Annotated in this window: 21 protein-coding genes, 1 tRNA gene and 1 pseudogene; 14 read left to right on the top strand and 9 right to left on the bottom strand. The window is 60.8% G+C overall.

Features of this window, described 5'->3' with window-relative positions; all coding sequences use genetic code 11:
- Positions 1–25 precede the first annotated feature (25 nt).
- Genes ACJ8PN_RS04605 through ACJ8PN_RS04590 form a run of 4 tightly spaced genes read right to left on the bottom strand, consistent with a single transcriptional unit; the run spans position 26 to position 3,615 of the window.
- Positions 26–1,294, bottom strand: a complete 1,269-nt coding sequence (locus ACJ8PN_RS04605) for an FAD-dependent oxidoreductase (protein ID WP_442534638.1) — start codon at positions 1,292–1,294, stop codon at positions 26–28.
- Positions 1,287–1,547 (bottom strand): (2Fe-2S)-binding protein, encoded by a 261-nt coding sequence (locus ACJ8PN_RS04600; protein ID WP_004927966.1) that lies wholly within the window; start codon positions 1,545–1,547, stop codon positions 1,287–1,289. The genes ACJ8PN_RS04605 and ACJ8PN_RS04600 overlap by 8 nt, the downstream gene beginning before the upstream one ends.
- Positions 1,544–2,668 (bottom strand): NAD(P)/FAD-dependent oxidoreductase, encoded by a 1,125-nt coding sequence (locus tag ACJ8PN_RS04595; protein ID WP_442534637.1) that lies wholly within the window; start codon positions 2,666–2,668, stop codon positions 1,544–1,546. Before ACJ8PN_RS04595 ends, ACJ8PN_RS04600 begins: the two co-directional genes overlap by 4 nt.
- Positions 2,668–3,615, bottom strand: coding sequence for a 4-hydroxyproline epimerase (locus tag ACJ8PN_RS04590; RefSeq protein ID WP_015377398.1), 948 nt, complete (start codon positions 3,613–3,615; stop codon positions 2,668–2,670). Before ACJ8PN_RS04590 ends, ACJ8PN_RS04595 begins: the two co-directional genes overlap by 1 nt.
- Positions 3,616–4,004: 389 nt before the next feature.
- Here ACJ8PN_RS04590 and ACJ8PN_RS04585 point away from each other — a divergent pair, with 389 nt between their 5' ends.
- From ACJ8PN_RS04585 to ACJ8PN_RS04565, 5 genes and pseudogenes are all read left to right on the top strand, one after another.
- Positions 4,005–4,859, top strand: a complete 855-nt coding sequence (locus tag ACJ8PN_RS04585) for an AraC family transcriptional regulator (protein WP_031300114.1) — start codon at positions 4,005–4,007, stop codon at positions 4,857–4,859.
- A gap of 207 nt (positions 4,860–5,066) precedes the next feature.
- Complete coding sequence (locus tag ACJ8PN_RS04580) at positions 5,067–5,987, top strand: dihydrodipicolinate synthase family protein (protein ID WP_171453749.1); 921 nt, start codon at positions 5,067–5,069, stop codon at positions 5,985–5,987.
- Positions 5,988–6,041: 54 nt separating this feature from the next.
- A pseudogene (locus tag ACJ8PN_RS04575) lies at positions 6,042–7,657 on the top strand (aldehyde dehydrogenase (NADP(+))).
- Positions 7,658–7,701: 44 nt separating this feature from the next.
- Positions 7,702–9,267 (top strand): APC family permease, encoded by a 1,566-nt coding sequence (locus tag ACJ8PN_RS04570; RefSeq protein ID WP_171453747.1) that lies wholly within the window; start codon positions 7,702–7,704, stop codon positions 9,265–9,267.
- A gap of 19 nt (positions 9,268–9,286) precedes the next feature.
- Entirely contained in the window at positions 9,287–10,300 is a 1,014-nt protein-coding gene (locus ACJ8PN_RS04565; RefSeq protein WP_171453746.1) for an Ldh family oxidoreductase, read from the top strand.
- A gap of 45 nt (positions 10,301–10,345) precedes the next feature.
- Here ACJ8PN_RS04565 and ACJ8PN_RS04560 read toward each other — a convergent pair whose 3' ends face one another.
- The 3 genes from ACJ8PN_RS04560 to ACJ8PN_RS04550 all read right to left on the bottom strand — a co-directional run bounded on the left by ACJ8PN_RS04560 (position 10,346) and on the right by ACJ8PN_RS04550 (position 12,529).
- Positions 10,346–11,026 (bottom strand): hypothetical protein, encoded by a 681-nt coding sequence (locus tag ACJ8PN_RS04560; RefSeq protein ID WP_004927990.1) that lies wholly within the window; start codon positions 11,024–11,026, stop codon positions 10,346–10,348.
- A gap of 177 nt (positions 11,027–11,203) precedes the next feature.
- Positions 11,204–11,632 (bottom strand): universal stress protein, encoded by a 429-nt coding sequence (locus ACJ8PN_RS04555; protein ID WP_171453745.1) that lies wholly within the window; start codon positions 11,630–11,632, stop codon positions 11,204–11,206.
- Positions 11,633–11,812: 180 nt separating this feature from the next.
- Positions 11,813–12,529: a LuxR family transcriptional regulator gene (locus ACJ8PN_RS04550; protein WP_411261487.1), complete on the bottom strand. Its 717-nt coding sequence runs from the start codon at positions 12,527–12,529 to the stop codon at positions 11,813–11,815.
- A 335-nt stretch (positions 12,530–12,864) separates the two neighbouring features.
- On the opposite strand from ACJ8PN_RS04550, the gene ACJ8PN_RS04545 reads away from it, so the two are divergent.
- The 7 genes from ACJ8PN_RS04545 to ACJ8PN_RS04515 all read left to right on the top strand — a co-directional run bounded on the left by ACJ8PN_RS04545 (position 12,865) and on the right by ACJ8PN_RS04515 (position 19,957).
- Complete coding sequence (locus ACJ8PN_RS04545; RefSeq protein ID WP_044031504.1) at positions 12,865–14,394, top strand: 3-hydroxyacyl-CoA dehydrogenase NAD-binding domain-containing protein; 1,530 nt, start codon at positions 12,865–12,867, stop codon at positions 14,392–14,394.
- Between the two features lie 9 nt (positions 14,395–14,403).
- A complete protein-coding gene (locus ACJ8PN_RS04540) occupies positions 14,404–15,615 on the top strand; it encodes an acetyl-CoA C-acyltransferase (protein ID WP_171455049.1) in 1,212 nt (403 codons plus the stop codon).
- Positions 15,616–15,630: 15 nt separating this feature from the next.
- On the top strand, positions 15,631–16,842 hold the full coding sequence (gene hemA, locus ACJ8PN_RS04535) for a 5-aminolevulinate synthase (protein WP_015377390.1): 1,212 nt from the start codon (positions 15,631–15,633) through the stop codon (positions 16,840–16,842).
- A complete protein-coding gene (locus ACJ8PN_RS04530) occupies positions 16,839–18,011 on the top strand; it encodes an MFS transporter (RefSeq protein ID WP_351106729.1) in 1,173 nt (390 codons plus the stop codon). The genes hemA and ACJ8PN_RS04530 overlap by 4 nt, the downstream gene beginning before the upstream one ends.
- Positions 18,004–18,723, top strand: coding sequence for an enoyl-CoA hydratase-related protein (locus ACJ8PN_RS04525; protein WP_351106726.1), 720 nt, complete (start codon positions 18,004–18,006; stop codon positions 18,721–18,723). The genes ACJ8PN_RS04530 and ACJ8PN_RS04525 overlap by 8 nt, the downstream gene beginning before the upstream one ends.
- 123 nt (positions 18,724–18,846) lie before the next feature.
- Positions 18,847–19,413, top strand: coding sequence for a GNAT family N-acetyltransferase (locus tag ACJ8PN_RS04520; RefSeq protein ID WP_171453740.1), 567 nt, complete (start codon positions 18,847–18,849; stop codon positions 19,411–19,413).
- Positions 19,397–19,957, top strand: coding sequence for a hypothetical protein (locus ACJ8PN_RS04515; protein WP_171453739.1), 561 nt, complete (start codon positions 19,397–19,399; stop codon positions 19,955–19,957). Before ACJ8PN_RS04520 ends, ACJ8PN_RS04515 begins: the two co-directional genes overlap by 17 nt.
- A 111-nt stretch (positions 19,958–20,068) precedes the next feature.
- Here the strand turns inward: ACJ8PN_RS04515 and ACJ8PN_RS04510 are convergent, their stop codons facing one another.
- Positions 20,069–20,371, bottom strand: a complete 303-nt coding sequence (locus tag ACJ8PN_RS04510; protein WP_046899217.1) for a putative quinol monooxygenase — start codon at positions 20,369–20,371, stop codon at positions 20,069–20,071.
- A gap of 451 nt (positions 20,372–20,822) precedes the next feature.
- Here ACJ8PN_RS04510 and ACJ8PN_RS04505 point away from each other — a divergent pair, with 451 nt between their 5' ends.
- Together ACJ8PN_RS04505 and ACJ8PN_RS04500 are read left to right on the top strand one after the other, a co-directional pair.
- A complete protein-coding gene (locus tag ACJ8PN_RS04505; RefSeq protein WP_235958052.1) occupies positions 20,823–22,061 on the top strand; it encodes an MFS transporter in 1,239 nt (412 codons plus the stop codon).
- 74 nt (positions 22,062–22,135) lie between these two features.
- Positions 22,136–22,639, top strand: a complete 504-nt coding sequence (locus ACJ8PN_RS04500; protein WP_171453737.1) for a DedA family protein — start codon at positions 22,136–22,138, stop codon at positions 22,637–22,639.
- 220 nt (positions 22,640–22,859) lie between these two features.
- Here the strand turns inward: ACJ8PN_RS04500 and ACJ8PN_RS04495 are convergent.
- Positions 22,860–22,935: transfer RNA gene (locus ACJ8PN_RS04495), tRNA-Lys, on the bottom strand.
- Positions 22,936–22,954: the final 19 nt, after the last annotated feature.

The raw sequence follows: 22,954 nt of genomic DNA, 5'->3' as shown, positions 1-22,954 counted from the left end.
CTGGGGCGAGATGCCGCTAACCCATTCAACCATCGTCATCACATCGGTTCAGCCCCAGCGCAACCAGCGTTTCCGTCCTGACCGGTGTTAAAGGCACACGCGGCGACGGCAAAGGCCAGCCCAAAAGCTGCCTCGCCGCCGTTGCGCAGACTTTACCCTGGCATGCACCCATACCACAGCGGCTGCTCATCTTAGCCGTGTTCCAATCCGGCTGATGGCGTACCTGTTCCAACGTAACGTCTTCGCAGCGGCACAGTAACGTTTGCGGATTGGCCAGCGAATTCAAGCGCTCATCGAGTGCGAAGGCACTTGCCGCCGCAGTGGCGAAACGCCGCCACCGCCGCCGCTGCGCCGCCAGGCGCTCTGCCTTTTCCCGCTGCCCGGTGGCAGCATAGCCGGCAATGGCGCCTTCAGTGAGCGCCAATTCACTGCCGCCGATGCCGGTACACTCCCCGGCAGCAAAAATTTGCACCTGGCTGGTTTGCTGCCAATGATTCACCGCTACGGCGTCATGTTCTATCCGACACCCCAACAGCATCGCCAGCTCAATGTTCGCCACCAGACCAAAACCGCAGGCCAACCTGTCACAGGCGATCGTTCTTTCCTGCCCGCCGTTATTGACACGCACCGAGGTTAAACGTGTTTGCCCCAACGCCGCCTGCACCCGGCTACCGGCACGGTAACGATGCGGCATCAGAGAAAACGCCTGACGCAGCTTGGCCGGCCAGCGCCACAGGCCGCCGGCAAACGCCGCCAACCGCCAAAGCGGCGCCTGCTCCGCCAACATGACCACCTCTCCGCCGGCCTGTTTCACGCTGTCGGCCACCGCCAACAGCAGCGGACCACTGCCGGCGATCACCACTCGCTCGCCGCGGATCGCCAACCCCTGCTTGATTTGCGCCTGTAGACCACCGGCGCCGGTCACCCCCGGCAACGTCCAACCGGGAAACGGCAACAACAATTCACGCGCGCCATTGCATAAAATCAGCTTTTGATAGCGAATCACGCCGCAGCCCTCGGCGTCTTCATATGCCAATCGGTTAGCACCACACTGCGCCACCAGCTTGCAGCCAGACTGCAGCGCAATATTTTCCCGCGTCGCCACCGCCTGCCGATAGCGGTTCGCCGTTTCAGGTAAAGCCACCTGCATCCCGTCGCGCCAGATTTGCCCGCCGGGATGCGGATTATCATCAATCATTCGCACCTGGCCACCACTTTCCGCAGCGGCCAGCGCAGCCGCCATGCCGGCCGGCCCGGCACCGACGATCAGCACCTCACAACTGAAGTTACTCATCATCGTTCCTCTCTATACGCATGCCGGCTTGGCACAGCGTTTGGCACGCCAGGCGACGCAGGCCGTTAATGGTCACCCGGCACTCCTGACAAACTCCCATGCCACAAAAGGGAGCACGCGGTTGGTGTGAAACAGATAACCGACAACGATCGTCGCCGCACAGGCTGAGCGCCGCAGCAACGCTGAGACCAACCGGCACCCGCCGGTGTTCTCCATCGATGCTCAACGCGATCGTATTTTGTCTTTCATTCATACAGGCAACTCCTCGGCGGCAAACGCCCGCGCAGCCAAATACGGGGAATCGTCAATCTCCGGCGTTTGCCGGCCAATCTGTGCAGTGATCAGCGCAGCGCTGCCGAACGCAGTCGTGACGCCCAATCCCTCATGCCCCAGCGCCAGCCACAGCCAGGAATGCCGCGGATGCACGCCCAACAGCGGCAGCCCGTCGGCAGAGGCGGCGCGCAACCCGGTCCAGCAGCGAATGATGTTCATCTGCGCCAGTGCGGGCAAGAAATGCTGCGCACGCGTAAGCATTGCCGCCAACAGCGGCATGTCCAACGCCGAATCGACGGCGTCGAACTGGCGGGAAGAGCCGATCAGCCATTGTCCGGTGGGCCGCGCCTGCACATTGAAAGCCACCGACGTGCCGTTACCGGCATGCGCGCTGGCGCCATACCCCAGCTCCACCAGTTGATGCCGCACCCGCGGCGGGTAGCGATCGGTGATCGCCAGCTGGCCCTTCTTGGCGTGAAGCAAAGTCGGTGGTAATAGGCTATTGGCCCTAAGGCCGCAGGCCAGGACCACCACCGGCGCGGCCAGACGCCTGCCGTCCGCCAGCCGCACGGCTTCCTCTTCCAACGCTGTCGCTTCACCATGCACCACGTCAATTGCCGCACCACCGTCGGCCAACAGCCAGCGAGCCGCGAGCGGCGCATACAGAATGCCGTCGCCCGGCACCCGCAGTCCGCCGGCCAGGCCGTGCCGCAGCATCGGCTCCATGACGGCGATCTGCTCTGCCGTCAGCAGTTCCGCGGCCACGCCCTGCTCCGCCAGCCGCGCCCGCTTTTGCTCGGCGATGGCCATTTCATCCGCTTGATCCGCCAACCACAGCGTACCGCAGCCACGCCAGGCGCAGGCTTCCGGCATGCGCCCCGTCACTTCGCGCCACAACCGCAGCGAATAAGCGCTCAACGTCAGCTCGGCAGGATTATCGTCCATGCAAACCAGATGCCCCATACCGGCGGCGGTGGCGCCGGCGCGGCGATCGTCCACCACCGAGACACGATACCCTTCCCGCGCCAGCCGCCAGGCGCAAGCGGCGCCGATGATACCGGCACCGACCACGATGACATCGGCTCCCCGCTCGGCGCCCATCAGCGTATCCCCCAGACGAAGGGATCGCGTTCGTCGAGCAGCAGTTGACTATCGGCGCACACATAGGCCTGCCCGCGAATAAAGGGGGCAATGCGATCGCCGTTCCAACGATAATAGGCCTGGAATTCACTGCCGATCACGCTGGCCTGCCGCCACTGCGTGTCCGGCGGCAGTTTGCCGTCCGCCGCCAGACACGCCAGTTTGGCGCTGGTGCCTGTACCGCACGGAGAACGATCATAGGCTTTGCCGGGGCACAGCACGAAGCTGCGGCTGTCGGCCTGCGGATCGTCACCGAACAGTTCGATATGGTCTATCGCTCCGCCGTCTTCACCGCGGATGCCCGCCTGTTCCAACGTTTGCCGCACCGCCCAGGTGAACGCGGTCAAGGCCTCCAGATTGTGTTTATCGATGGGCAACGGTGACTCGCCGATCAGGAAGAACCAGTTGCCCCCCCAGGCGATGTCACCCGTCACCGGCCCGTGACCGGCAACCTCAAGCCGCACCTGGCGGCGATAGCGATAAGCCGCCACGTTCTCCACCGTGACGCTGCCGTCATCATGCAGCGTGGCGCTTACCGGGCCGACCGGGGTCTCGATCAGGTGGCGCCCGGCGTGGATGCGCCCCAGATGAGCCAGCGAGGCGATCAGCCCGATAGTGCCGTGCCCGCACATGCCCAGATAGCCGCTGTTGTTAAAGAAGATCACCCCGGCGGTGGCCTGTGGCGAGCAGGGGCGGCACAGCAACGCCCCCACCAGCACGTCATTGCCACGCGGTTCGAGCATCACCGCGCAGCGCCAATCGTCATAATGTTGTGCGAAACGCGCCCGCCGTTCCGCCATGCTACCCTCGCCGAGATCGGGAAAACCTTCCACGATCAGGCGGGTCGGCTCTCCACCGGTATGAGAATCGATCGCCCGCAAAGCGGTGATATGCGCAGAAAGTGCCATCGGCGTCTCCTGGGTTAATGAGATGTTACCAATGGCATTAGCCTGAACGAATGTGAGCATGACGGCTTGATGCGTTTCGGCGCAGCGAATGAAGAAATCAGCACAGTGACAAACGTCAGGCCTGACGCGTCGCGGGTATGAGTTTAACGGTTGTCATAATAATGACTTATTTATCATGTCGTTATTTTCATGCTAAACCCTTGCGTAGCGAGAAACGCCGCAGTTTTCAAGCAATCGCCAAACACCTTCCGGCAAAAGTATGCGGCAATCCGCATATTTGGCAGCCCGCCGGAAATAGCGCTTGCTTCGTTACAAAAAAGTTAATATTGATGCGAAAGCGCCAGCCTGGCTCGCCTGTTTTTCCGGCTAACGACCGAAAAGGGACTGTTATGCGTTCCACTTCAGACTACCCGCCTCCGGTTTCTCTCTCGCCGCCTTCGCTTGTGGGGCTGCCGGAGCAGGAGGACGTTTTTGCCGTCGAACATCTGTCGCGCCTGTGCGACGGGCTGGCGCAGCAGCGCCCGAACAACCTGCGCGATCTGCTGAATACGCTGGCGCTGATCGCGCCGTTGCTGAACGCGATCCCCAACGTGGTGTTCTTTATCAAAGACGCCCAGGCTCGCTACCTGCTGGCCAACCTGACGCTGGCCAGGCGCTGCGGTTTCAAAACCGTCACGCCGCTGCTGGGCAAAACCTCCGCCGACGTTTTTCCCGCTCAGCTCGGATCCGGCTATACCGAGCAGGATCTGCGGGTATTGCGCCACGGCGTGCTGATCCAGGATCAGCTGGAAATGCACCTGTACAACGGCCGAGAAACCGGCTGGTGCCTGACGCAAAAGCTGGCGCTGTATGACGCGCAGGGAAAAATCATCGGTATGGCGGGTATTTCTCACGATCTGCAGGAGGCCAGAGCTAATCACCCGGCCTACCAGCGGCTGGCGGCGATCGACGTGCATATCCGCCGCCACTACGCCAGACCGATCGCGCTTGAAGAGCTGACGGCGCTGACCGGGTTATCGGTGGCGCAGATCGAACGCTACTGCAAACGTATCTTCCACCTCACCCCGCGCCAGATGATCCACAAAGTGCGGCTGGAAAAGGCCACGGAACTCCTGGCCGGCGATCTGCCGATCACGGACATCGCGCTGCAGTGCGGCTATACCGATCACAGCGCCTTCAGCCGTCAGTTCAAAGCGATGACCGGCTCCACGCCGCGCGATTTTCGCCTGACGCTTTCCGCTTAACGCGCTGATTTACCCCGTTAACCCTCTCTTCTCACGGCGTACCGACGCCCGATTTTTCACGCCCTCTTTCCGCCGCTATTGTGCCAATTTCGTCGCGGCAATCGGCGAAAAGCGTCAAGCCTCCCTGCGCAATACCGGTCAATCTGTCGGTGAACCTTACCAAAGATTCACTTTTCATTAACACTTTCGGACGACAGGACAAACACGATGAGCCATAAAACCCTAAGCTGGAGCGGCGTATTCCCGGCGGTGACAACCCAATTTCGCAACGATTTCTCTCTGGATCTCGACGCCACCCATACGGTGATCAAAAACCTGGTGCGCGACGGCGTCTCCGGTCTGGTGGTGTGCGGCACCGTCGGTGAAAATACCTCGATGACAGTGCAGGAAAAGCTGGCGGTGATCGAAGTGGCGAAAGACGCCGCCGACGGTAAAGTGCCGGTGATCGCCGGCATCGCCGAGTTCACCACCGCCTTCGCGCAGAACATGGCGCGTGAAGCGCAAAAGGCCGGCGTCGACGGGATTATGGTGATGCCGGCACTGGTCTACTCCGCCAAACCGCACGAAACCGCCGCGCACTTCCGCAGCGTCGCTGGCGCGACCGATCTGCCGATAATGGTCTACAACAACCCTCCCATTTACAAAAATGACGTCACGCCCGACATTCTGACCTCGCTGGTCGACTGCGAGAACATCGTGTGCTTCAAAGACTCGTCGGGCGATACCCGCCGCTTTATTGACCTGCGCAATGAAGTCGGCGATCGCTTCGTGCTGTTCGCCGGATTGGACGATGTGGTGCTGGAAAGCATCGCCGTCGGCGCGCAAGGCTGGATCTCCGGCATGTCCAATGCCTTCCCGCGCGAAGGGGAAACCCTGTTCCGGCTGGCGAAGGAAAAACGCCATGAGGAAGCGTTGGCGCTATACAGCTGGTTCATGCCGCTGCTGCACCTCGATGCCCGCCCCGATCTGGTGCAGTGCATCAAACTCTGCGAACAGCGGGTCGGCCGCGGCAGCGCTGTCACTCGCCCTCCGCGCCTGGCGCTGCAGGGAGAAACGCTCACCGAGATCAACGCCGTGATCGATAAAGCGCTGGCCACCCGCCCTGCGCTGCCGAACGTCGGCCTGTGACGCCTTCATCGCCCGGCCATGCCGGGCGTCATGCTTTATCTACCGGGGGAACCGATGCCCAACGATCGCTACGCCGCTATCAGCGGCAAACAATTTATCGGCGGCCAACGCCGCGCCGAAGGGGAAACGTCGCTGTGTAGCCTGCGCGCCGACGACGGTCAGCCAACCGGCTACCGCTTCCACCAGGCCACGGCGGCAGAAACCGCCGCCGCCGCAGAAGCCGCCGCAGCAGCCTTTGCGCCCTATTCACAGCTCAGTGCAGACCAACGCGCGAACTTTCTCGACGCCATCGCCGAAGAGTTAGACGCATTGGATGATGTTTTCTTCACCTTCGCCATACAGGAAACGGCCTTGCCGTCTGCGCGGTTGAGCGGCGAACGCGCCAGAACCAGTGGCCAGATGCGGCTGTTCGCCACGCTGCTGCGGCGCGGCGACGTCGAGGGCGTGCGTATCGACTGCGCGCTGCCGCAGCGTTCCCCCCTGCCGCGCCCCGATCTGCGTCAATACCGCACGGCGCTCGGCCCGGTGGCGGTCTTCGGCGCCAGCAACTTCCCGCTGGCGTTTTCCACCGCGGGCGGTGATACCGCCGCCGCGCTCGCCGCCGGCTGCCCGGTCGTGTTCAAGGCGCACAGCGGCCATATGATCACCGCCGAGCTGACCGCTCAGGCGATCGAGCGCGCTCGGGAACGCACAAGGATGCCCGCCGGCGTCTTCAACATGATCTTCGGCAATCGCGTGGGGGCTGATTTGGTACAACATCCGGCGATTCAGGCAGTGGGATTCACCGGCTCGCTGCAAGGCGGCCGGGCGCTCTTCGATCTGGCAATGCAACGCCCTCAACCTATCCCGGTCTTCGCAGAAATGTCGAGCATCAATCCGGTAGTGATCCTGCCCAAGGCGTTGGCGCGGCGCGGGCAGCGCATTGCGCAGGAACTGGTCTCTTCCTTCACACTCGGCTGCGGTCAGTTCTGCACCAAGCCCGGCGTGATAGTCGCGCTGCGCGGCGCCGCCTTCGATCGGTTAACCGAAACGATGAGCGCCCTGGTCAACGCCGCCGAGCCGCAGCCGATGCTGAATGCCGGCACGCTGGAGCACTACCGTCACGGGCGGCGGCCCTCGATGCCCATCCAGGCATGCGGCGTCTCGCAGGCCGAAGCGAAACGCCCACGCTTCGGGCGGCGGCGCAGCTTTATCAGGCGGAAGAGGCGCTGTTGCTGCAGGCTGACCCGCTGCTGCAACAAGAGGTCTTCGGCCCGGTCAGCATCCTGGTGGCGGTGGATAACGAAGCGCAGCTGCATGCGGCGCTGGCGGCATTGCAAGGCCAGTTGACCGCCACGCTGCTGGCGGACGACGACGATCTCGATGTGGCCGCCGGTCTGACGACACTGTTGGCGCGCAAAGCCGGTCGGGTGCTGTTCAACGGGTATCCGACCGGGGTGGAAGTGTGCGACGCCATGGTGCACGGCGGCCCTTACCCGGCGACCAGCGACGCACGCGGCACCTCGGTAGGCACGCTGGCCATCGAGCGTTTCCTGCGGCCGGTCTGTTTGCAAAACACCCCTGCGGCGCTGTTGCCGGCGGCGCTGCAGGACGCCAACCCGCTCAACCTGCTGCGGCTGGTGAACGGCGTTTACACCCGAGCCCCCCTGGTTTCACCTGCCCCAAATTAGCCCGGCCGCATCTGCCTGCCACTCAATAACAAAAGGGTAATACCATGACAACCCAAGGCAAATTCAAGAAGCAGCTTACGCTCACCGACCTGACGTTCATCGGTCTGGGCGCCATCTTTGGCTCCGGTTGGCTGTTCGCCGCCAGCCATGTCTCCTCCATCGCGGGCCCGGCCGGCATCTATTCCTGGCTGATCGGCGGCCTGGCGGTGCTGCTGCTCGGCATCGTCTACTGCGAGCTGGGCGCCGCCCTGCCGCGCGCCGGCGGCATCATTCGCTATCCGGTATTCTCGCACGGCGAACTGATGGGTTATCTGCTGGGGTTTATCACGCTAATCGCCTTCTCCAGCCTGATCGCCATCGAAGTCGTCGCCGCCCGCCAGTACGCCGCCGCCTGGTTCCCGTTCCTCAGTCAGCCGGGTTCCGGCGATCCAACCGCGATCGGCTGGCTGGTGCAGCTGGCGCTGCTGTGCTTTTTCTTCGCGCTCAACTATTACAGCGTCAAAACCTTCGCCAAATCCAATAACCTGATCAGCGTGCTAAAGTTTCTGGTGCCGCTGTTGGTGATCGTGGTGTTGTTCAGCTTTTTCAAACCGGAAAACCTGTACAGCCAGGGCTTTGCTCCCTTCGGTTCCGCCGGCGTTGAGGCCGCCATTTCCGCCGGCGGCATCATCTTCGCCTACCTCGGCCTGACGCCGATCATTTCGGTCGCCAGCGAGGTGCAACGGCCGCAGCGCACCATTCCCATCGCGCTGATCCTGTCGGTGGTGCTGTCCACCATCATCTATGTGCTGCTGCAGATAGCGTTTCTCGGCAGTATCCCCAGCGAGATGCTGAGCGGCGGCTGGGCCGGTATCAGCCAACAGTTCTCCCTGCCGTTCCGCGACATCGCCATCACGCTGGGCATGGGATGGCTGGCGTTTCTGGTGGTCAGCGACGCGATCGTTTCGCCGAGCGGCACCGGTAATATCTATATGAACGCCACGCCTCGCGTGATCTACGGTTGGGCGCGCGCCGGCACCTTCTTCAAACTGTTCACCCGGGTGGATGGCGAGTCAGGTATTCCTCGCCCGGCGCTGTGGCTGACCTTCGCTCTCTCGGTATTCTGGACGCTGCCGTTCCCATCCTGGGAAAAACTGATCGGCGTGGTGTCCGCCGCACTGGTGCTGAGCTACGCCATCGCCCCGGTCACCGCCGCCGGGCTGCGGCGCAATGCGCCCGATATGCCGCGTCCGTTCCGGGTCCGCGGTTTCTGCGTGCTCGGCCCGCTGTCGTTTATCATTTCGGCGCTGATCGTCTTCTGGTCCGGCTGGGCCACCGTCTCCTGGCTGCTCGGCTTGCAGATTCTGATGTTCTTCATCTACATCCTGTTCAAGAATCAGGTGCCGACCCACGCCGTTAGTCTCCGACAGCAAATTTGGTCCTCGCTGTGGCTGATCGTCTTCTATGCGCTGGTGATCGGACTTTCCTACCTCAGCAGCTTCGGCGGTATCGGCGCTATTGCTCATCCATGGGACACCCTCACCATGGCGGTGATTGCGCTGGCGATTTACTACTGGGGCGCCTATACCTGTTTACCCCAGGCCAATTTTATCGGCGATGAAGAAGAATGAACCCAGGGAGGACATCGAAATGACATCCATGCATGTGCTGTCGCTGGAACAGGCTTATCAACTGGCGTTGCGTACGCTGCGCAGCAACGGTTTCAATCAGGCGCATGCCGAGGCGGTGGCGCAAAATGTCACCCAGGGCGAACGCGACGGCTGCGCTTCTCACGGACTGTACCGGCTGTTGGGCTGCGTGCGATCGCTGCGGGCAGGCAAGGTTTCTGCCGATGCGATGCCCAGATTGCTCGACCAGGCGCCGGCCATCTTGCGCGCCGACGCCGGCGGTGCGTTTTCCCTGCTGGCCTACCGCACCGCTCTGCCGACCTTTATCGAGAAAGTGCGCACCAACGGTGTCGCCGCGCTGGCGATCAACCGCTGCGTGCATTTCTCCGCGCTGTGGGCCGATATCGAACCGCTGACCGAGCAGGGGTTGGTGGCCCTGGCCTGCACGCCCAGCCACGCCTGGGTGACGCCGGCCGGCGGTTCGCGACCGCTTTTCGGCACCAATCCCATCGCCTTCGGCTGGCCGCGTCCGGATCGGCCGCCGTTTTTGTTCGACATGGCCACCAGTGCGGCAGCGCGCGGCGAAATCGAATTACACCGCCGCGCCGGCACCCCGCTGCCTGAAGGCTGGGGCATTGATAAGGCGGGCAATCCGTCCACCGATGCCGCCAGCGTGTTGGAGGGCGCGATGCTGACCTTCGGCGGGCATAAGGGCTCGGCGCTGGCGGCAATGGTTGAATTGCTGGCAGGGCCGCTGATCGGCGATATGACCAGCAAGGAATCGCTGGCCTATGACGATGGCACCGGTTCGTCACCTTACGGTGGTGAGCTGGTCATCGCGTTGGATCCCGAGCGTTTTCTCGGTGCGGATAAGGCGAAATATTTCGCCGGAGCGGAGGCGATGTTTGCCGATATGCAGGCGCAAGGCGCCCGCATCCCCGGCGAACGCCGTTATCGGCAACGGCGCCAGAGCGAGCAATACGGCGTGGAAATCCCCAAGGCGTTGTACGACGAAATAGTGGCGCTGTGCGATTAACGCTGGATTAATGCCCCGCGCCGGCAACCCGGCGCGGGGAGAGGCTTATCCAGCCTGAGCCATGTCGCTGTGCAGGCGCTTGCGCCACACCGGTTTGGTGTCCCAGCGTGCAAAGTGTTTCGCCTCTTTACCCGGCTGCACCTGATGCCACATGTCTTCTTGCCACCGGATCGGTTCCTTTCCTCGCAACGTTGGGCGGGTCTGTTTAATCGTCCGTTGCAAGACGTCTGCTTCTTCCGCAGTAATGGGCGGCGCCTGTCTGGCGGCGTCCAGCGCACGGCTTCCCAGCGGCGCCATCACCTGATACAACACGTTGACCTGCTGCAGCGTCGCTTGCTGATTAGTGCTCATCCCCTTACCCGACCAACCGTCGAAGTTTTCACCGGGATCGTCCCCCTGCGCACGATACTCATTACCTGGCCCCTCGACGATATTCCATCCTTGCCAGGTCACCAGAGTGTGTAATCCATCGCGATCCTGCAGGTTTTTATTCTGGATCTGTTTGAGCACCGCGGCGCGGTTTGGCACACCGATCAGATTCATAAACTCGTCCAGCGCGTTCCAATGCTGCCCCGCCACCAAACCATTCCAGACATTACGCAAACAGTTCCAGGGAATGGTGTGATGCCAGGTCAGCGTGATAAGCGGTTTGGTTGACGCATGTTGCCAACGGCTCGGTTCACTGCCCCGATCGCCTCTGATAATCCCATCGACTTCTAATGGCATAGCTGCCCCTCTTCTGGCTGAAATGAAAAATATGCGCAAGGCCGGTGGCCAGGTTGGCATAAAAACGTCAGCTAAAATCGTAGCAGTTCAGACTGGGATAGCAATAAAACGCAAAGCACGCTCTGCAGCCGGCCGGTAACCGCAGAACGTGCCCGAAAACGGTGAGTTTAAGATGAATTATCTGACCACCATCACCGAAATATTGGCATGGCGAACGATAGCGGCGGCGTTGGACCCCAGCAGATAGGTTTTCACGCTCGGGCGACGCGAACCGATGATGATCAGATCGGCGTCGATCTCTTCCGCCAGTTCCAACACCTGATCGCGTGCAGAACCGAAGCTGACGGTGTAATTGAGGCGATCCAACGGCAGATCGATTTCCGACATGATTTTCTTCAGTCTATCCACCGCCCTCACCTCCGCCTGATTCTCAAACTCCTTGAGGCCGAACGAATAGGCAGTAACAAAAGCCGAGGCATCCGGCAGCGCATGGAAGAAATGCACTTTAGCGCCGGACATTTTCGCCAAATATTCCACATGCTTCAGCGCATGCTCGGTCAACAGATCCTCTTCAATATCGATCGGCACTAAAATAGTCTTGTACATATCACGTCCTTTCTATGTAAACCGGGTGCCAACAGAATACTGCCGCGCACGGGCGCGGTGAATCGCTTTATCACGCTTTTGTGATCGAGGGGTAAATACTGACAAGGATAGTTTTTAATTTAACAAAATATAAACATTACACCGATAACGGATAGGCGATTAATTATTTATTACTCGAGATTAAATTAGCTGTAAATAAACCGCTTTGGCGGTAGCGGCGGTCTTATTGGCGACAGAAAGCTTTTTAATCGAGTTGCCGATGTGGAAATTGATCGTGCGCTCGCTCACCCCCATCAACAACGCGATCTCTTCCGCCGTTTTCCCTTCGCTGCTCCAGCGTAAAATGTCTTTTTCGCGCAGCGTCAACACATCTTTTATCGCGTCATCATTCACCGATATCAAGGCCTCCCGCAGCGTTTTATGGGCTGTTTGCGCCAGCCAAAGGAAAAAAGGTTCATTTGCCGCACGCGCTTGCGGCGTTTGCTCAGGTAGCGCTTTACCGGCAAACGTCAGGATCCCCAACCTGCCATAGCAATCCTTGACCGACTGCGACCAACCGGCACACAAGCCGAATTGCGCCATACGCCGCCAAAGCGTCGGCCGCTCATGATAAAAGCTTTCGTCCCACTGAAACTGCAGCGTGGAATGGTGAGCACGCTCAATAACCGGATCCTGCAAATATACCCGCTGCCGCCGATAATCCTCGAGATAGTTCGTTGAAATATTCCCTTCGATCAGCATCTTGGGGCTGCTGGCCGGATAACAGGAAAACACGATGTAGGAGAAATAATCAAACCCCAACGCCTCGGCGCAGGGCCCCAGCTGCGTCAGAAAGCATTCGCGATCGGCCAGGCTGCCAATCACCTCCGCCATGAGCCGTTGAGTGCGGGTATCCATAACGCAGGTTCTCCAGATAGCGATGCCGATTTATCGATAGGTCAGATTCACTATAGAATATCGCCTACCGGCGCCAGTAGCCGTTTCATATAATAAAAAATACCAACGCTATAACGAAAACAGCTATTCCCCTAAAAATAAGCCTTTTTATTGCGCCGAACAGGAAAACTACGCGAATAGCATAATCTCCTCGACACGTAAACCTGTCATTTCTACCGTTAGACAGCCAGGACACCACCAATTACTTTCCAGACAGGCACCCAGTGCCGCCGTAAATCCAAAGAGATAATAAGCATTTGCGAATTTCGCATGGCATACAGTGACGGGGATTTTCTATGGCAGAAAGTAATGCGGCAATTCAATCGGCTGCGATTATCGGCGCGGGAACGATGGGCAGAGGCATCGCTTATCTTTTCGCGCAAAAAGGCATTCCCACGATGCTTTATAATCGCAACGGCAATACCCTCAATCAAGCTCGCGAATATATCGCGCAAGACCTGAATAAGAAAGTCGAACAGGGCAAGATCGCGCTGCAGGATAAAGACGCGGTGCTGGCCAATCTGATGTTCACTTCCGTGTTTGAGGCCATCGCCGACAGCGAGCTGGTGATAGAAACCATCGCCGAGCAAGAACAAACCAAACTTGAGGTGCTGGCGGCCATCGCCGCAGTGGTCAAGCCCGACACGCTGATCGCCACCAATACCTCCTCACTGTCGCTTAACAAGCTGGCAACTGCGGTAACGCACAGCGAACGCTTTATCGGTTTGCATTTTTTCAACCCCGCGCCGCTGATGAAGCTGATTGAAATCATTCCGGCCTACTTTACCGCGCACGCCACCACGGAACGCTGCCGCCAACTGGTGGCGGCGTTGGGGAAACGCGATGTCGTCTGCCAGGCCACGCCGGGGTTCATCGTCAATCGCATGGCCCGCCCCTACTACCTGGAAGGGTTCCGCCTGTTGGAAGAACATGTGGCGCGCGCGGCGCAGATCGACCGCGCCCTCAAGGCTGGCGGGCGTTTCCGCATGGGGCCGCTCGAGCTGACCGATTTTATCGGCCAAGACATCAACTATCAGGTCAGCCGGCAAATCTGGCAGGACATGCAATACGACCCGCGCTATACCCCTGGTCATCTGCAGCGTTCACTGGTCGATGCCGGTCTGCTGGGGAAAAAGAACGGCCGCTCCTATTTTGCCGCCGAAGAAACCGCCCCGCCGGTGACGGCCGCCAACAATGCAGACGTCGAGACGCTGCGCGTTTACGGCGAGCACCCTTTTTTTACCCTGTTGCAGCAGCGAGCCGCGCTTCAGTGGCCACAGCTGCGCGTGGAACAACGGCCGGCATTACCGGGGCTGGGAGCGGCCGTCCAGATCAATGACGCTTTCACCGTCAGCATCACCGATGGCCGTACGGCGAGCCAACTGGCCGAGCAGACGGCAGCGGATGCCTTTGTGGTCGATGTCGCCCTGAACTACGCCGACACCACGTATCTGGTGGCGGCGCACAGCCGCCACGCTTCTGCTGCCAATAAGGCGCTGTTTTTACGCCTGCTGCACACGGCAATCCCGCAGGTTGAATTTATCAAGGACTCTCCGGCGCTTATCGTCGCCCGCGTCCTCAGCAGCCTGATCAATGAGTCGGTGATCATGGTGGAAAGCGGCGTCTGCAGCCGGGAAGACATCGATGTCGCCGCCGTCGCGGGCGTTAACTACGCCGGCGGCATTTTCGACTGGCTCGGCAAACTGGGGGAGAAAAACGTCAGGACGACGCTGAGCAATCTGGCGCAGCTGCTGCACGCGGCGCGCTATGCGCCGCATTACACCCTTCTGCACGCCGCGCAACCGGCGCTGACGACCACGCCTTAAGGATCCATGATGAGTATTAAAGATGACGGCGTTTATCTGATCGACGGCACGCGCACGGCGATCGGCGCCTATGGCGGCAGCCTGGCGCATACCCGCCCCGACGACATGGCGGCGACGATCATTCGCGGCCTGCTGCAGCGCCATCCGGCGGCGGAAGCAGATCTGGATGAAGTGGTCCTGGGCTGCGCCAACCAGTCCGGCGAAGACAACCGCAACGTCGCCCGCATGGCGGCTCTGCTTTCCGGGTTGGATCCGTCGGTGCCTGCCATCACCCTCAACCGCCTTTGCGCCTCCGGGTTGGATGCGGTGATCTACGCCGCGGCGAAAATCCGCAGCGGCCTCAGCGAACTGATTCTGGCCGGCGGTGTGGAAAGCATGAGCCGCGCGCCCTATGTGCTGAGCAAAGGCGAAACGCCGTTCGACAAAGGCGTGAAGCTGTACGACACCACGCTGGGGTGGCGCTTTGTTAACCCGCGCCTGGCGGAGCGCTACGGCAGCGATCCGCTGGGCATCACGGCGGAAAACGTAGCCCAACGGCAACATATCTCACGCGAGGAACAGGACCTGTTCGCGCTGGCCTCGCAGCAGAAGGCCCGCCAGGCGATCGACAGCGGCCGGCTGGCGCGGGAAATCACGCCCGTGGACGTGCCGGCCGATCGTAAAACGACCCGCACATTCGCGCAGGATGAATTTCCCCGGCTCAGCACGCTGCAACAGCTACAGGCGCTGAAACCGGCGTTCTCCGCCGGCGGTTCGGTCACGGCGGGCAACGCTTCCGGCATCAACGACGGCGCCGCCGCGCTGCTATTGGCTTCCGGTCGCTACGTGAAGCGCCAGGGGTGGCAACCGCTGGCGGAGATCGGCGACAGCGCGGCCGCCGGCGTTGAACCGGCGCTGATGGGGCTGGGGCCGATCGCCTCCACCGAGCGCTTGCTGCAGCGCGGCGGCTTCACCTTGAACGACTTCGACATCATCGAGATTAACGAAGCGTTCGCCTCACAGGTTCTGGCGGCGCTGAAACACTGGCGTATCGGCGCCAACGACGCGCGGGTCAACCCAAACGGCGGCGCCATCGCACTCGGTCATCCGCTGGGGATGTCCGGCGCGCGCCTGGTGCTGTCGGCAGCGCTGGAATTACGCGACCAACAGGCGAACAACGCATTGGTGACGATGTGCGTCGGCGTCGGTCAGGGGCTGTCATTAAACCTTAAAGCCGTTTAACACAAGGAACATACGATGAGCGTACTGAACATTCTTGAAGAAAAGCTGGCGGAAACCAAAAAGCAGGGGCGTTTTCGCGAGTTCCTCAACCTTGAACGCGGCGTGCAGGACAAACCCTGGGCCACCAGCCACGGCCATCACGGTGAGCGCCGTCTCAACGTCTGGTGCTCGAACGACTATCTGGCGATGAGCCACCACCCCAAAGTGCTGCTGGCCACCACCGATGCGGTTAATCGGGTCGGGCTGGGCACCTGCGGCGCCCGCAGCATTTCCGGCACTTCGGTCTACCACAGCGAGCTGGAAACGCTGCTGGCCAGCGCCTATGGCAAAGAATCGGCGCTGCTGTTCACCACCGGTTTCGGCGCCAACGACGCCACCTTATCCACCCTGTGCGACGCCATTCCCGATCTGATCGTGTTCTCCGACGAGCTGAATCACGCCTCGATGATTTACGGTATCCGCTACAGCAAAGCGGAGAAAAAAATCTTCCGCCACAACGATGTGGCACACCTCGCCGAGCTGCTGCAGGCCGCCGATCCGGCGCGGCCAAAGCTGATCGCTTTCGAGTCGCTGTATTCCATGGACGGTGACTTCGCCCCCCTGGCGCAGATCGTGGCGCTGGCAGAGCAGTATCAGGCGTTGACCTATCTCGACGAGATCCACTCCGCCGGCGTCTATGGCGAACGGGGGCTGGGCTACGCCGAACAGCTGGGCCTGTTGGATAAAATCACCATTATCCAGGGCGGGTTCGGCAAGTCTTACGGTGCGGCGGGTGGCTATATCGCCGCGCCCCGTTCGGTGGTGGAAGCCGTGCGCAGCTGGGCGCCGGCATTCGTCTTCAGCACCTCGTCGCCGGCGCCGGTGGTGGCCGCCGCGCTGGCCAGCTTTAAATACAACCTCGAGCACGACACCCAACGCAAGCACCTGCTGGCGATCGTCGATCACCTGAAGACCGGTCTGCGCGCCGCCGGCATCCCGCTGGTGTCGGCGGACAGCCATATCCTGCCGCTGCTGGTCGGCGATCCGCACCGCAACAAACACATCAGTAAAGTGCTGCTCGATGAACACGATATTTACGTGCAACCGGTCAATGCACCGACGGTGCCCGCAGGCAGCGAGCGGCTGCGGGTGACGCCGACCTCGGCGCACTCCCATGCCGACGTGGAGACCTTCCTGGCGGCGCTGGGACGAGTCTGGGCGGCGAACGATCTGCGGAGGGCGGGATGAAGTTTGCGGATTATAACGGCCATCTGATCACGCTCTGTCTGATGGCGACCGGCACCTTCGCCATCGGCACCGACGCCTTTATCGTCGCCGGCGTGCTCAGCGACATTTCCGATACCTTTGCCGTCAGCCCCGCGCAAGCGGGGCAGTTGATATCGGTATTCGCGCTGGCTTATATGCTGTTCGCCCCTCTCACCGCCTGGCTGCTGGGCAACGTCAACCGCAAGCATATCCTGCAGTTGGCGCTGGTGCTGTTCATCGCCGGCAACCTGGCCTGCGCCTGGGCCACCAGCTACCTGCAGATCTCGTTCGGCAGAGTGCTGGCAGCATTGGGGGCGGCCTGTTACACGCCGCAGGCCGCCGCCGCCGCGGTAGGGCTGGTGGCGGAAAAACGCCGCGGCCTGGCCATTTCCATCGTCTATGGGGGTATGACGTTGGCTATTGCGCTCGGTATTCCGTTCGGCACCTTTCTTGCCAAACTGATCGGCTGGCGTGAAATCTTCCTGTTCATCGCCCTGCTGGGGGCCATTGCGCTGCTGGGCCTGTCGCTGGCGCTGCGGGCCATTGCGCCACCGGGCAAGCATTCGCTGAAAGAGCGGCTCGCCCCGCTGCGGCAAAAGGCGGTGCTGACCACGCTACTGATCACCTTTTTTGCCGTTTGCTCGGAACACATCGTCTATAGCTACGTCAGCGTGTTGCTGAAAAACACCCAGTTCGGCCCGCAGGCGATCCTGCCCCTCGCGCTGCTGGTATTCGGCATTGGCGCGGTGATCGGCAATTTTGCCTCCGGCGCGTTAACCGATGCCCTCGGCAGCAAGTTCGTGCTGCTGTTTTCCGTGGCGATCCAGACGCTGTCCCTGTTTCTGCTGGCCTTCTATGTCACTTCCCCCTGGTGGGTGCTGGCCATCTTTCTGGTCTGGGGTATTACCGGCTGGATGTATCTGGTGCCGATCCAGCATCACCTGTTGTCGCTATCGAAACGCTTTGGCGCGCTGACCGTATCGCTCAACAGCTCGGTGCTGTACGCCGGCATCGCGGCGGGCGGCATGCTGGGCGGCCTGGCGCTCTATGCGCTGCCGGCCTATTACCTGCCGCTGTTTTCGCTGCCGCTCGGCGCCATCGCCCTATTGCTGACGCTGATCTTTTTCCGCGGGGAGGCCAGCGATGAGTGAATCACCGCCGGTGCTTTACGAACGTTATGGCGCGCAGGTTGCGGTCATCACCCTCAATCGGCCGGAAAAAAAGAACGCCATCAACCTGCAGATGGCCGAGCTGATCCGCACCTACCTGCGGCAGGCAGATAACGATGACTCAGTGCGAGCGATCGTCCTGGCCGGTCAACCGGCGGTATTTTCCGCCGGCATGGATATCAACGCCTTTCATCAGGGTGAACTGCCCATCGTCACGCCGGAGGGGTTTGGCGGGCTGATCCATGCACAGATCGCCAAGGTGATCATCGCCGCCGTTGACGGCATCGCGTACGGGGGCGGATTTGAGCTGGCCCTGGCGTGCGATCTGATCGTCGCCGGCCAGAACGCACGCTTCAGCTTCCCCGAAACCGGGCTCGGGTTAGTCGCCGCACAAGGCGGGTGCGCGCGCTTGCCGGCGCGTATTTCCCCCTATGTCGCGCTCGACTGGCTGCTGACCGGCAGAACCGTCGGCGCACAGGAAGCGTTGTCACACGGCGCCATTTCCCGCATCAGCGCAAGTTCGGCCCGGGAAGAAGCGTTGCATATCGCCGAACAGATCGCCGGAAAAGATCTTGCCGCCAGCCAGGCGGTTAAGGCCATCGTGCGTCAGGGGTTGGCGCGGCAAGAAGCCCCCTCATTCGATTTTCAACAAGGCCCGGTCGAGCGCTTGCGTCAGGCTGCCGCCCGCCGATAATGCCCCTGCCGGTTCGCCTGAACCGGCATTTCCCGTTTGTCCTCCACCGCTCATTTTACACAGCCTGCCTGTCGGCGCTGGGCTACACTGCCGGTAGCCCTAATGCGCTGATAAGGAAAAACAATGCGCCATTTGCCTCTACAGACCCCCAGACTGATCCTGCGCCCGTTCACCGCCGACGATCTGCCCCACTTTACCGCCTACCGCAGCCACCCTGACGTGGCGCGCTATCAAAGCTGGAGCGACTACAGCGCCGCCGAGGCACAGGCCTTTTTCGCACAGCAACAGCGGCTCGAATTCAACCGTGACGACAGCTGGTTTCAACTGGCGGTCGAGCGCCGCGAGGACGGCGCGTTGCTGGGCGATGTCGCGGTACATTTTTTCGATGAAGGGCGTCAGGCTGAACTGGGCGTGACCTTCGATCCGGTTCATCAGCGGCAAGGACAAGCGCGCGAGGCGCTAAGCGCCATCATCGCCCTGCTGTTCGGGCCGCTGGCGAAGCACCGCATTACCGCCGTGGTGGACGCGCGTAATCTTCGCGCCGCCGCGCTGTTCAGTAAGCTGGGCTTTCGCCGTGAGGCCTGTTGGCGGCAAAACGTGTTTTTCAAAGGCGCATGGGGCGACGAATTCGGTTTCGCCCTGCTGCAAAGCGAATGGCGGGAGAATGCAAAGCATGACGCTACTGAATAAATACCTTGGGCAATACCAGTTCTCGGAGCGGCATGCGATCGCCATCGCCGCACCGCAGGCGCGGATCCTGGAGGCCGTGGCCGCTTATGATCCCAGGCACGATCGCTTTTTCCGCAGCATGATAGCGCTACGCGAATTGCCCGCGCGCCTGATACCACGCGATAAACCCAGCCCGCCGCCGTTTGGCCTGCATAACTTTTGCCTGCTTGAGCAGGATGAAACCGCGTTGGTCTATGGCCTGATCGGCCGGTTTTGGCAGGCTGAATACGGTTTGGTGAAGGTCGCTGACGGGGCGGACTTTCAGGCCTTCGCTCAGCCTGGCGTCGCCAAACTGGCGCTGGGGTATGCCGCGAGCCCGCTGGAGGGTGGGCGCTGCCGCCTGGTAACGGAAACGCGCATCTTCTGCCCCGACAGCGCCAGCCGGCGGCGGTTTACCCCCTACTGGTATGCGATTCGCCTGGTCAGTGGGTTGATAAGACGCCGCATGCTGCGCGCCATTAAAACCGCCAGCGAAAAGCAGACGGCGAATCATTCACCGGATTGATTAATTTAAGAGCATTCCTAGGGAATGAAAATCATTACCAGCCTATTTTTTAATCACAACAAGATAGTGTTGAGAAGCCATTAACCCCGCCCCCTGCGGGGATTTTTTCGCCTATTTATCGCCTGTTTCAGGGAACGCCTGCATAAACAGGAAGGCGCAAGGCTTGCGCTGATACTGATTGATCTGCGGCACCAGCCGGGTGAAATGCTCGGTCTGGCAATGCACTTCGAGAGCCGCGCGATCCGGCCAGCTTTCGATAAAAATAAAATGCCCGGGATCCTGCTGGTCAATGCACAGTTCATAACTGATGCACAGCGGCTCCTGCCGCGTTTTCTCCACCAGCTCGCGATACCACGGCATAACGGTGTCAATGTGTTCCGGGTGAATGAAATCTTCAGCAATGACCTTCAGCATGTTGCGCTCCTGCGTTCTTTTGTGCCGAGCTTCACCTTATCGCCCTCCCTCGCGAGATGAAAGCGCCACACTCCAGCTCTAACACCGGGTTGCCAATTCGGTGATAGCGCACACAGATCTCGATCAAAGCGCTTGAACGCGCCCTGGCCCTGTGTGAACGTCTGATTAACAAAAAAGCAACACACCATTCACCATGGTGATGTCTGCATCAATCTGCCGACCCGATACGCGGCATTTTTTTCACCCCCAAAGGCCTGACCATTAGACCTTTGAGGTTTGCGAAAAAAGTTCGCTGTTACCGTCGTGTTGCGGGCAACGGCGCCAGGACGGTCCTTATGACCGACGCTTGTCATTCTCAGAAGAGAGGTTACCGCCAGTGAATCACGCCACCTATGCCGCTCCTGCGCTCAACGCCGCCATTCGCAAAACCTGGCGCAGACTGGTGCCCTTGATGTTCGCCATGTACTTCATCGCCTTTATCGACAGGGTTAACGTCGGCTTTGCCAAGGACGCAATGGCCATCGATATCGCGCTGTCGCAATCCGCCTTTGCCCTGGGTGCCGGGATATTTTTTGCCGCCTATGCGCTGTTCGGCATCCCGGCCAACCTGCTGATGAATCGCTGGGGCGCCAAACGCTGGCTCAGCGCCACCACCGCGCTGTGGGGGGCGCTGTCGGCCTGCACCGGGCTGGTGACCAATGAACAGCAATTTATCGTCCTGCGGTTTCTGCTGGGGATCGCCGAAGCCGGCTTTTACCCCGGCATCCTGCTGCTGGCGTCGATCTATTTTCCCAATAAGGTGCGCGCCTCGGTCATTGGCATTTTCGTGCTCGGCGTGCCGGCGGCGCTAACGCTCGGTTCACCGCTGTCGGGGGCATTGCTGGAGATGCACGGCGTGTTGGGTAAACCCGGCTGGTTCTGGATGTTCGTGCTGGAAGGATTGCCGGCCGTCGCCCTCGGCGTCTTCGCCTTTTTCTATCTCGACGATAGCCCACGGCAGGCTCGCTTTCTGACCGAGGAAGAACGCACGGCGCTGGTGGCACAATTGGCCGATGAACAGCAGCAGACCGAAACCAGCAGCGTCAAAGCGGCGATGAGCAGCGGCACCGTTTGGCATCTGGCGTTGATCTACGGCACCCTGCAGATTGGCGTCTACGGCCTGATGTTTTTCCTGCCGTCGCAGGTCGCCTCGCTGATGGGCACCCATCTCGGCTTCAAGGCCTCGCTGGTGGCCGCCATCCCCTGGGCGTTCTCCGCGCTGGGCGTCTATTTCCTGCCGCGCTATGCCGACAGAAACACCGCCAGAAGATTACCGATCGCCGTCGGGTGCATGGTCGCGGCGGCGCTGGGGTTGGTGGTGTCTTCCTATGCCGGCCCTCTGCTCGCCATCGTCGCCCTGAGCTGCTGCGCAGTCAGTTTCCTGGCGGTGCAGCCGATTTTCTGGACGTTTCCCGCCCAGGTGCTCACCGGCCCGGCGCTGGCGGCCGGCATCGGTTTTTGCACCACGCTTGGCGCCGCATTCAGCTTTTTAGCCCCGCTGATCCGCACTGAGGCGGAACAGCGTTTTCACAGCCCGCATGCCGGGCCGTTGGTGCTGGCCGCCTTTTCGCTGCTGTGCGCCACGCTGTTGTGGGCGCTCAGAAACCGGCGCACCGACGTGAGCAAGCAAGACGCGGAGATCGCCGGATAGCGGCGCGTTATTTAACCCTTATTGAACCTGCGGATGGGACACTGGCACTCAGCCCTCTCGCCCGCAGGTGTTAAATGGATGAATTGACGCACATTATCGCCAAATACAGTCCGGAACCGGAGATGTTGCTGCTGCTGATTTTCCTGTTCGCGCTGGGAAAATCGGTGATCGTGGTGTCTTCCGCCCTGCCGCCCGCCTCGGTGACGCTGCTGATGGGCATCGTGGCGGGCAAGCACGCGCTGCCCTTCGGCGCAGTTTGGGCGGCCATCGCCCTCGGCGCGGCGTTGGGCTCAATCCTGTCTTTCCACTTCGGCGCGCTGCTATGCCGCCGAGATCTTGGCCGCCGGCTGCCGGTGCGCTTTCACGCTCCGCTGCGCAAAGCGCAAAGCGCCTTGCAAAAACGCGGGCTACCGCTGCTGTTCGCCTCGCGTTTTCTGGCGGTGATGCGTTACACCGTGCCGCTGATGGCCGGCATGCTGCAACTGCCGGCGCGGCACGTCTATGCCACCACCGCGCTCTCGGCTGGCGTCTGGGCGCTGCTTTTGATGTCGGCGGCGCATTTATTCCCCGTTTCCTGACCTGAAAGATTCTTGGGCAAATGGCCCGCCCCGACGCCGACGTTGCGCCAGCGCACAGCCTTCCTTGCCGTATAAAGTCCGGTGCAACATTGCAGTTTGCGCCAGATCACCTTTCTGAACATCAGTCGAAAAATGCGAATTTTTTTGCAGAATGCGCGCTTAAAACGGCGCAATGAGGAAACAAGCAGAGAAAAGCCTGAGCGTAACACGCTGATTTGGTTGGTGGGTCGTACAGGGTTCGAACCTGTGACCCATTGATTAAGAGTCAACTGCTCTACCGACTGAGCTAACGACCCAACGCGGTAAATTGTCCTC

Origin of the sequence: Serratia sp. CY76391, from assembly GCF_052166695.1 — a bacterium.
In the GTDB taxonomy this organism is placed as follows: domain Bacteria; phylum Pseudomonadota; class Gammaproteobacteria; order Enterobacterales; family Enterobacteriaceae; genus Serratia; species Serratia nematodiphila.
The sequence above is the reverse complement of the archived record's forward strand: the minus strand, read 5'-3'. Positions and strand labels throughout refer to the sequence as shown.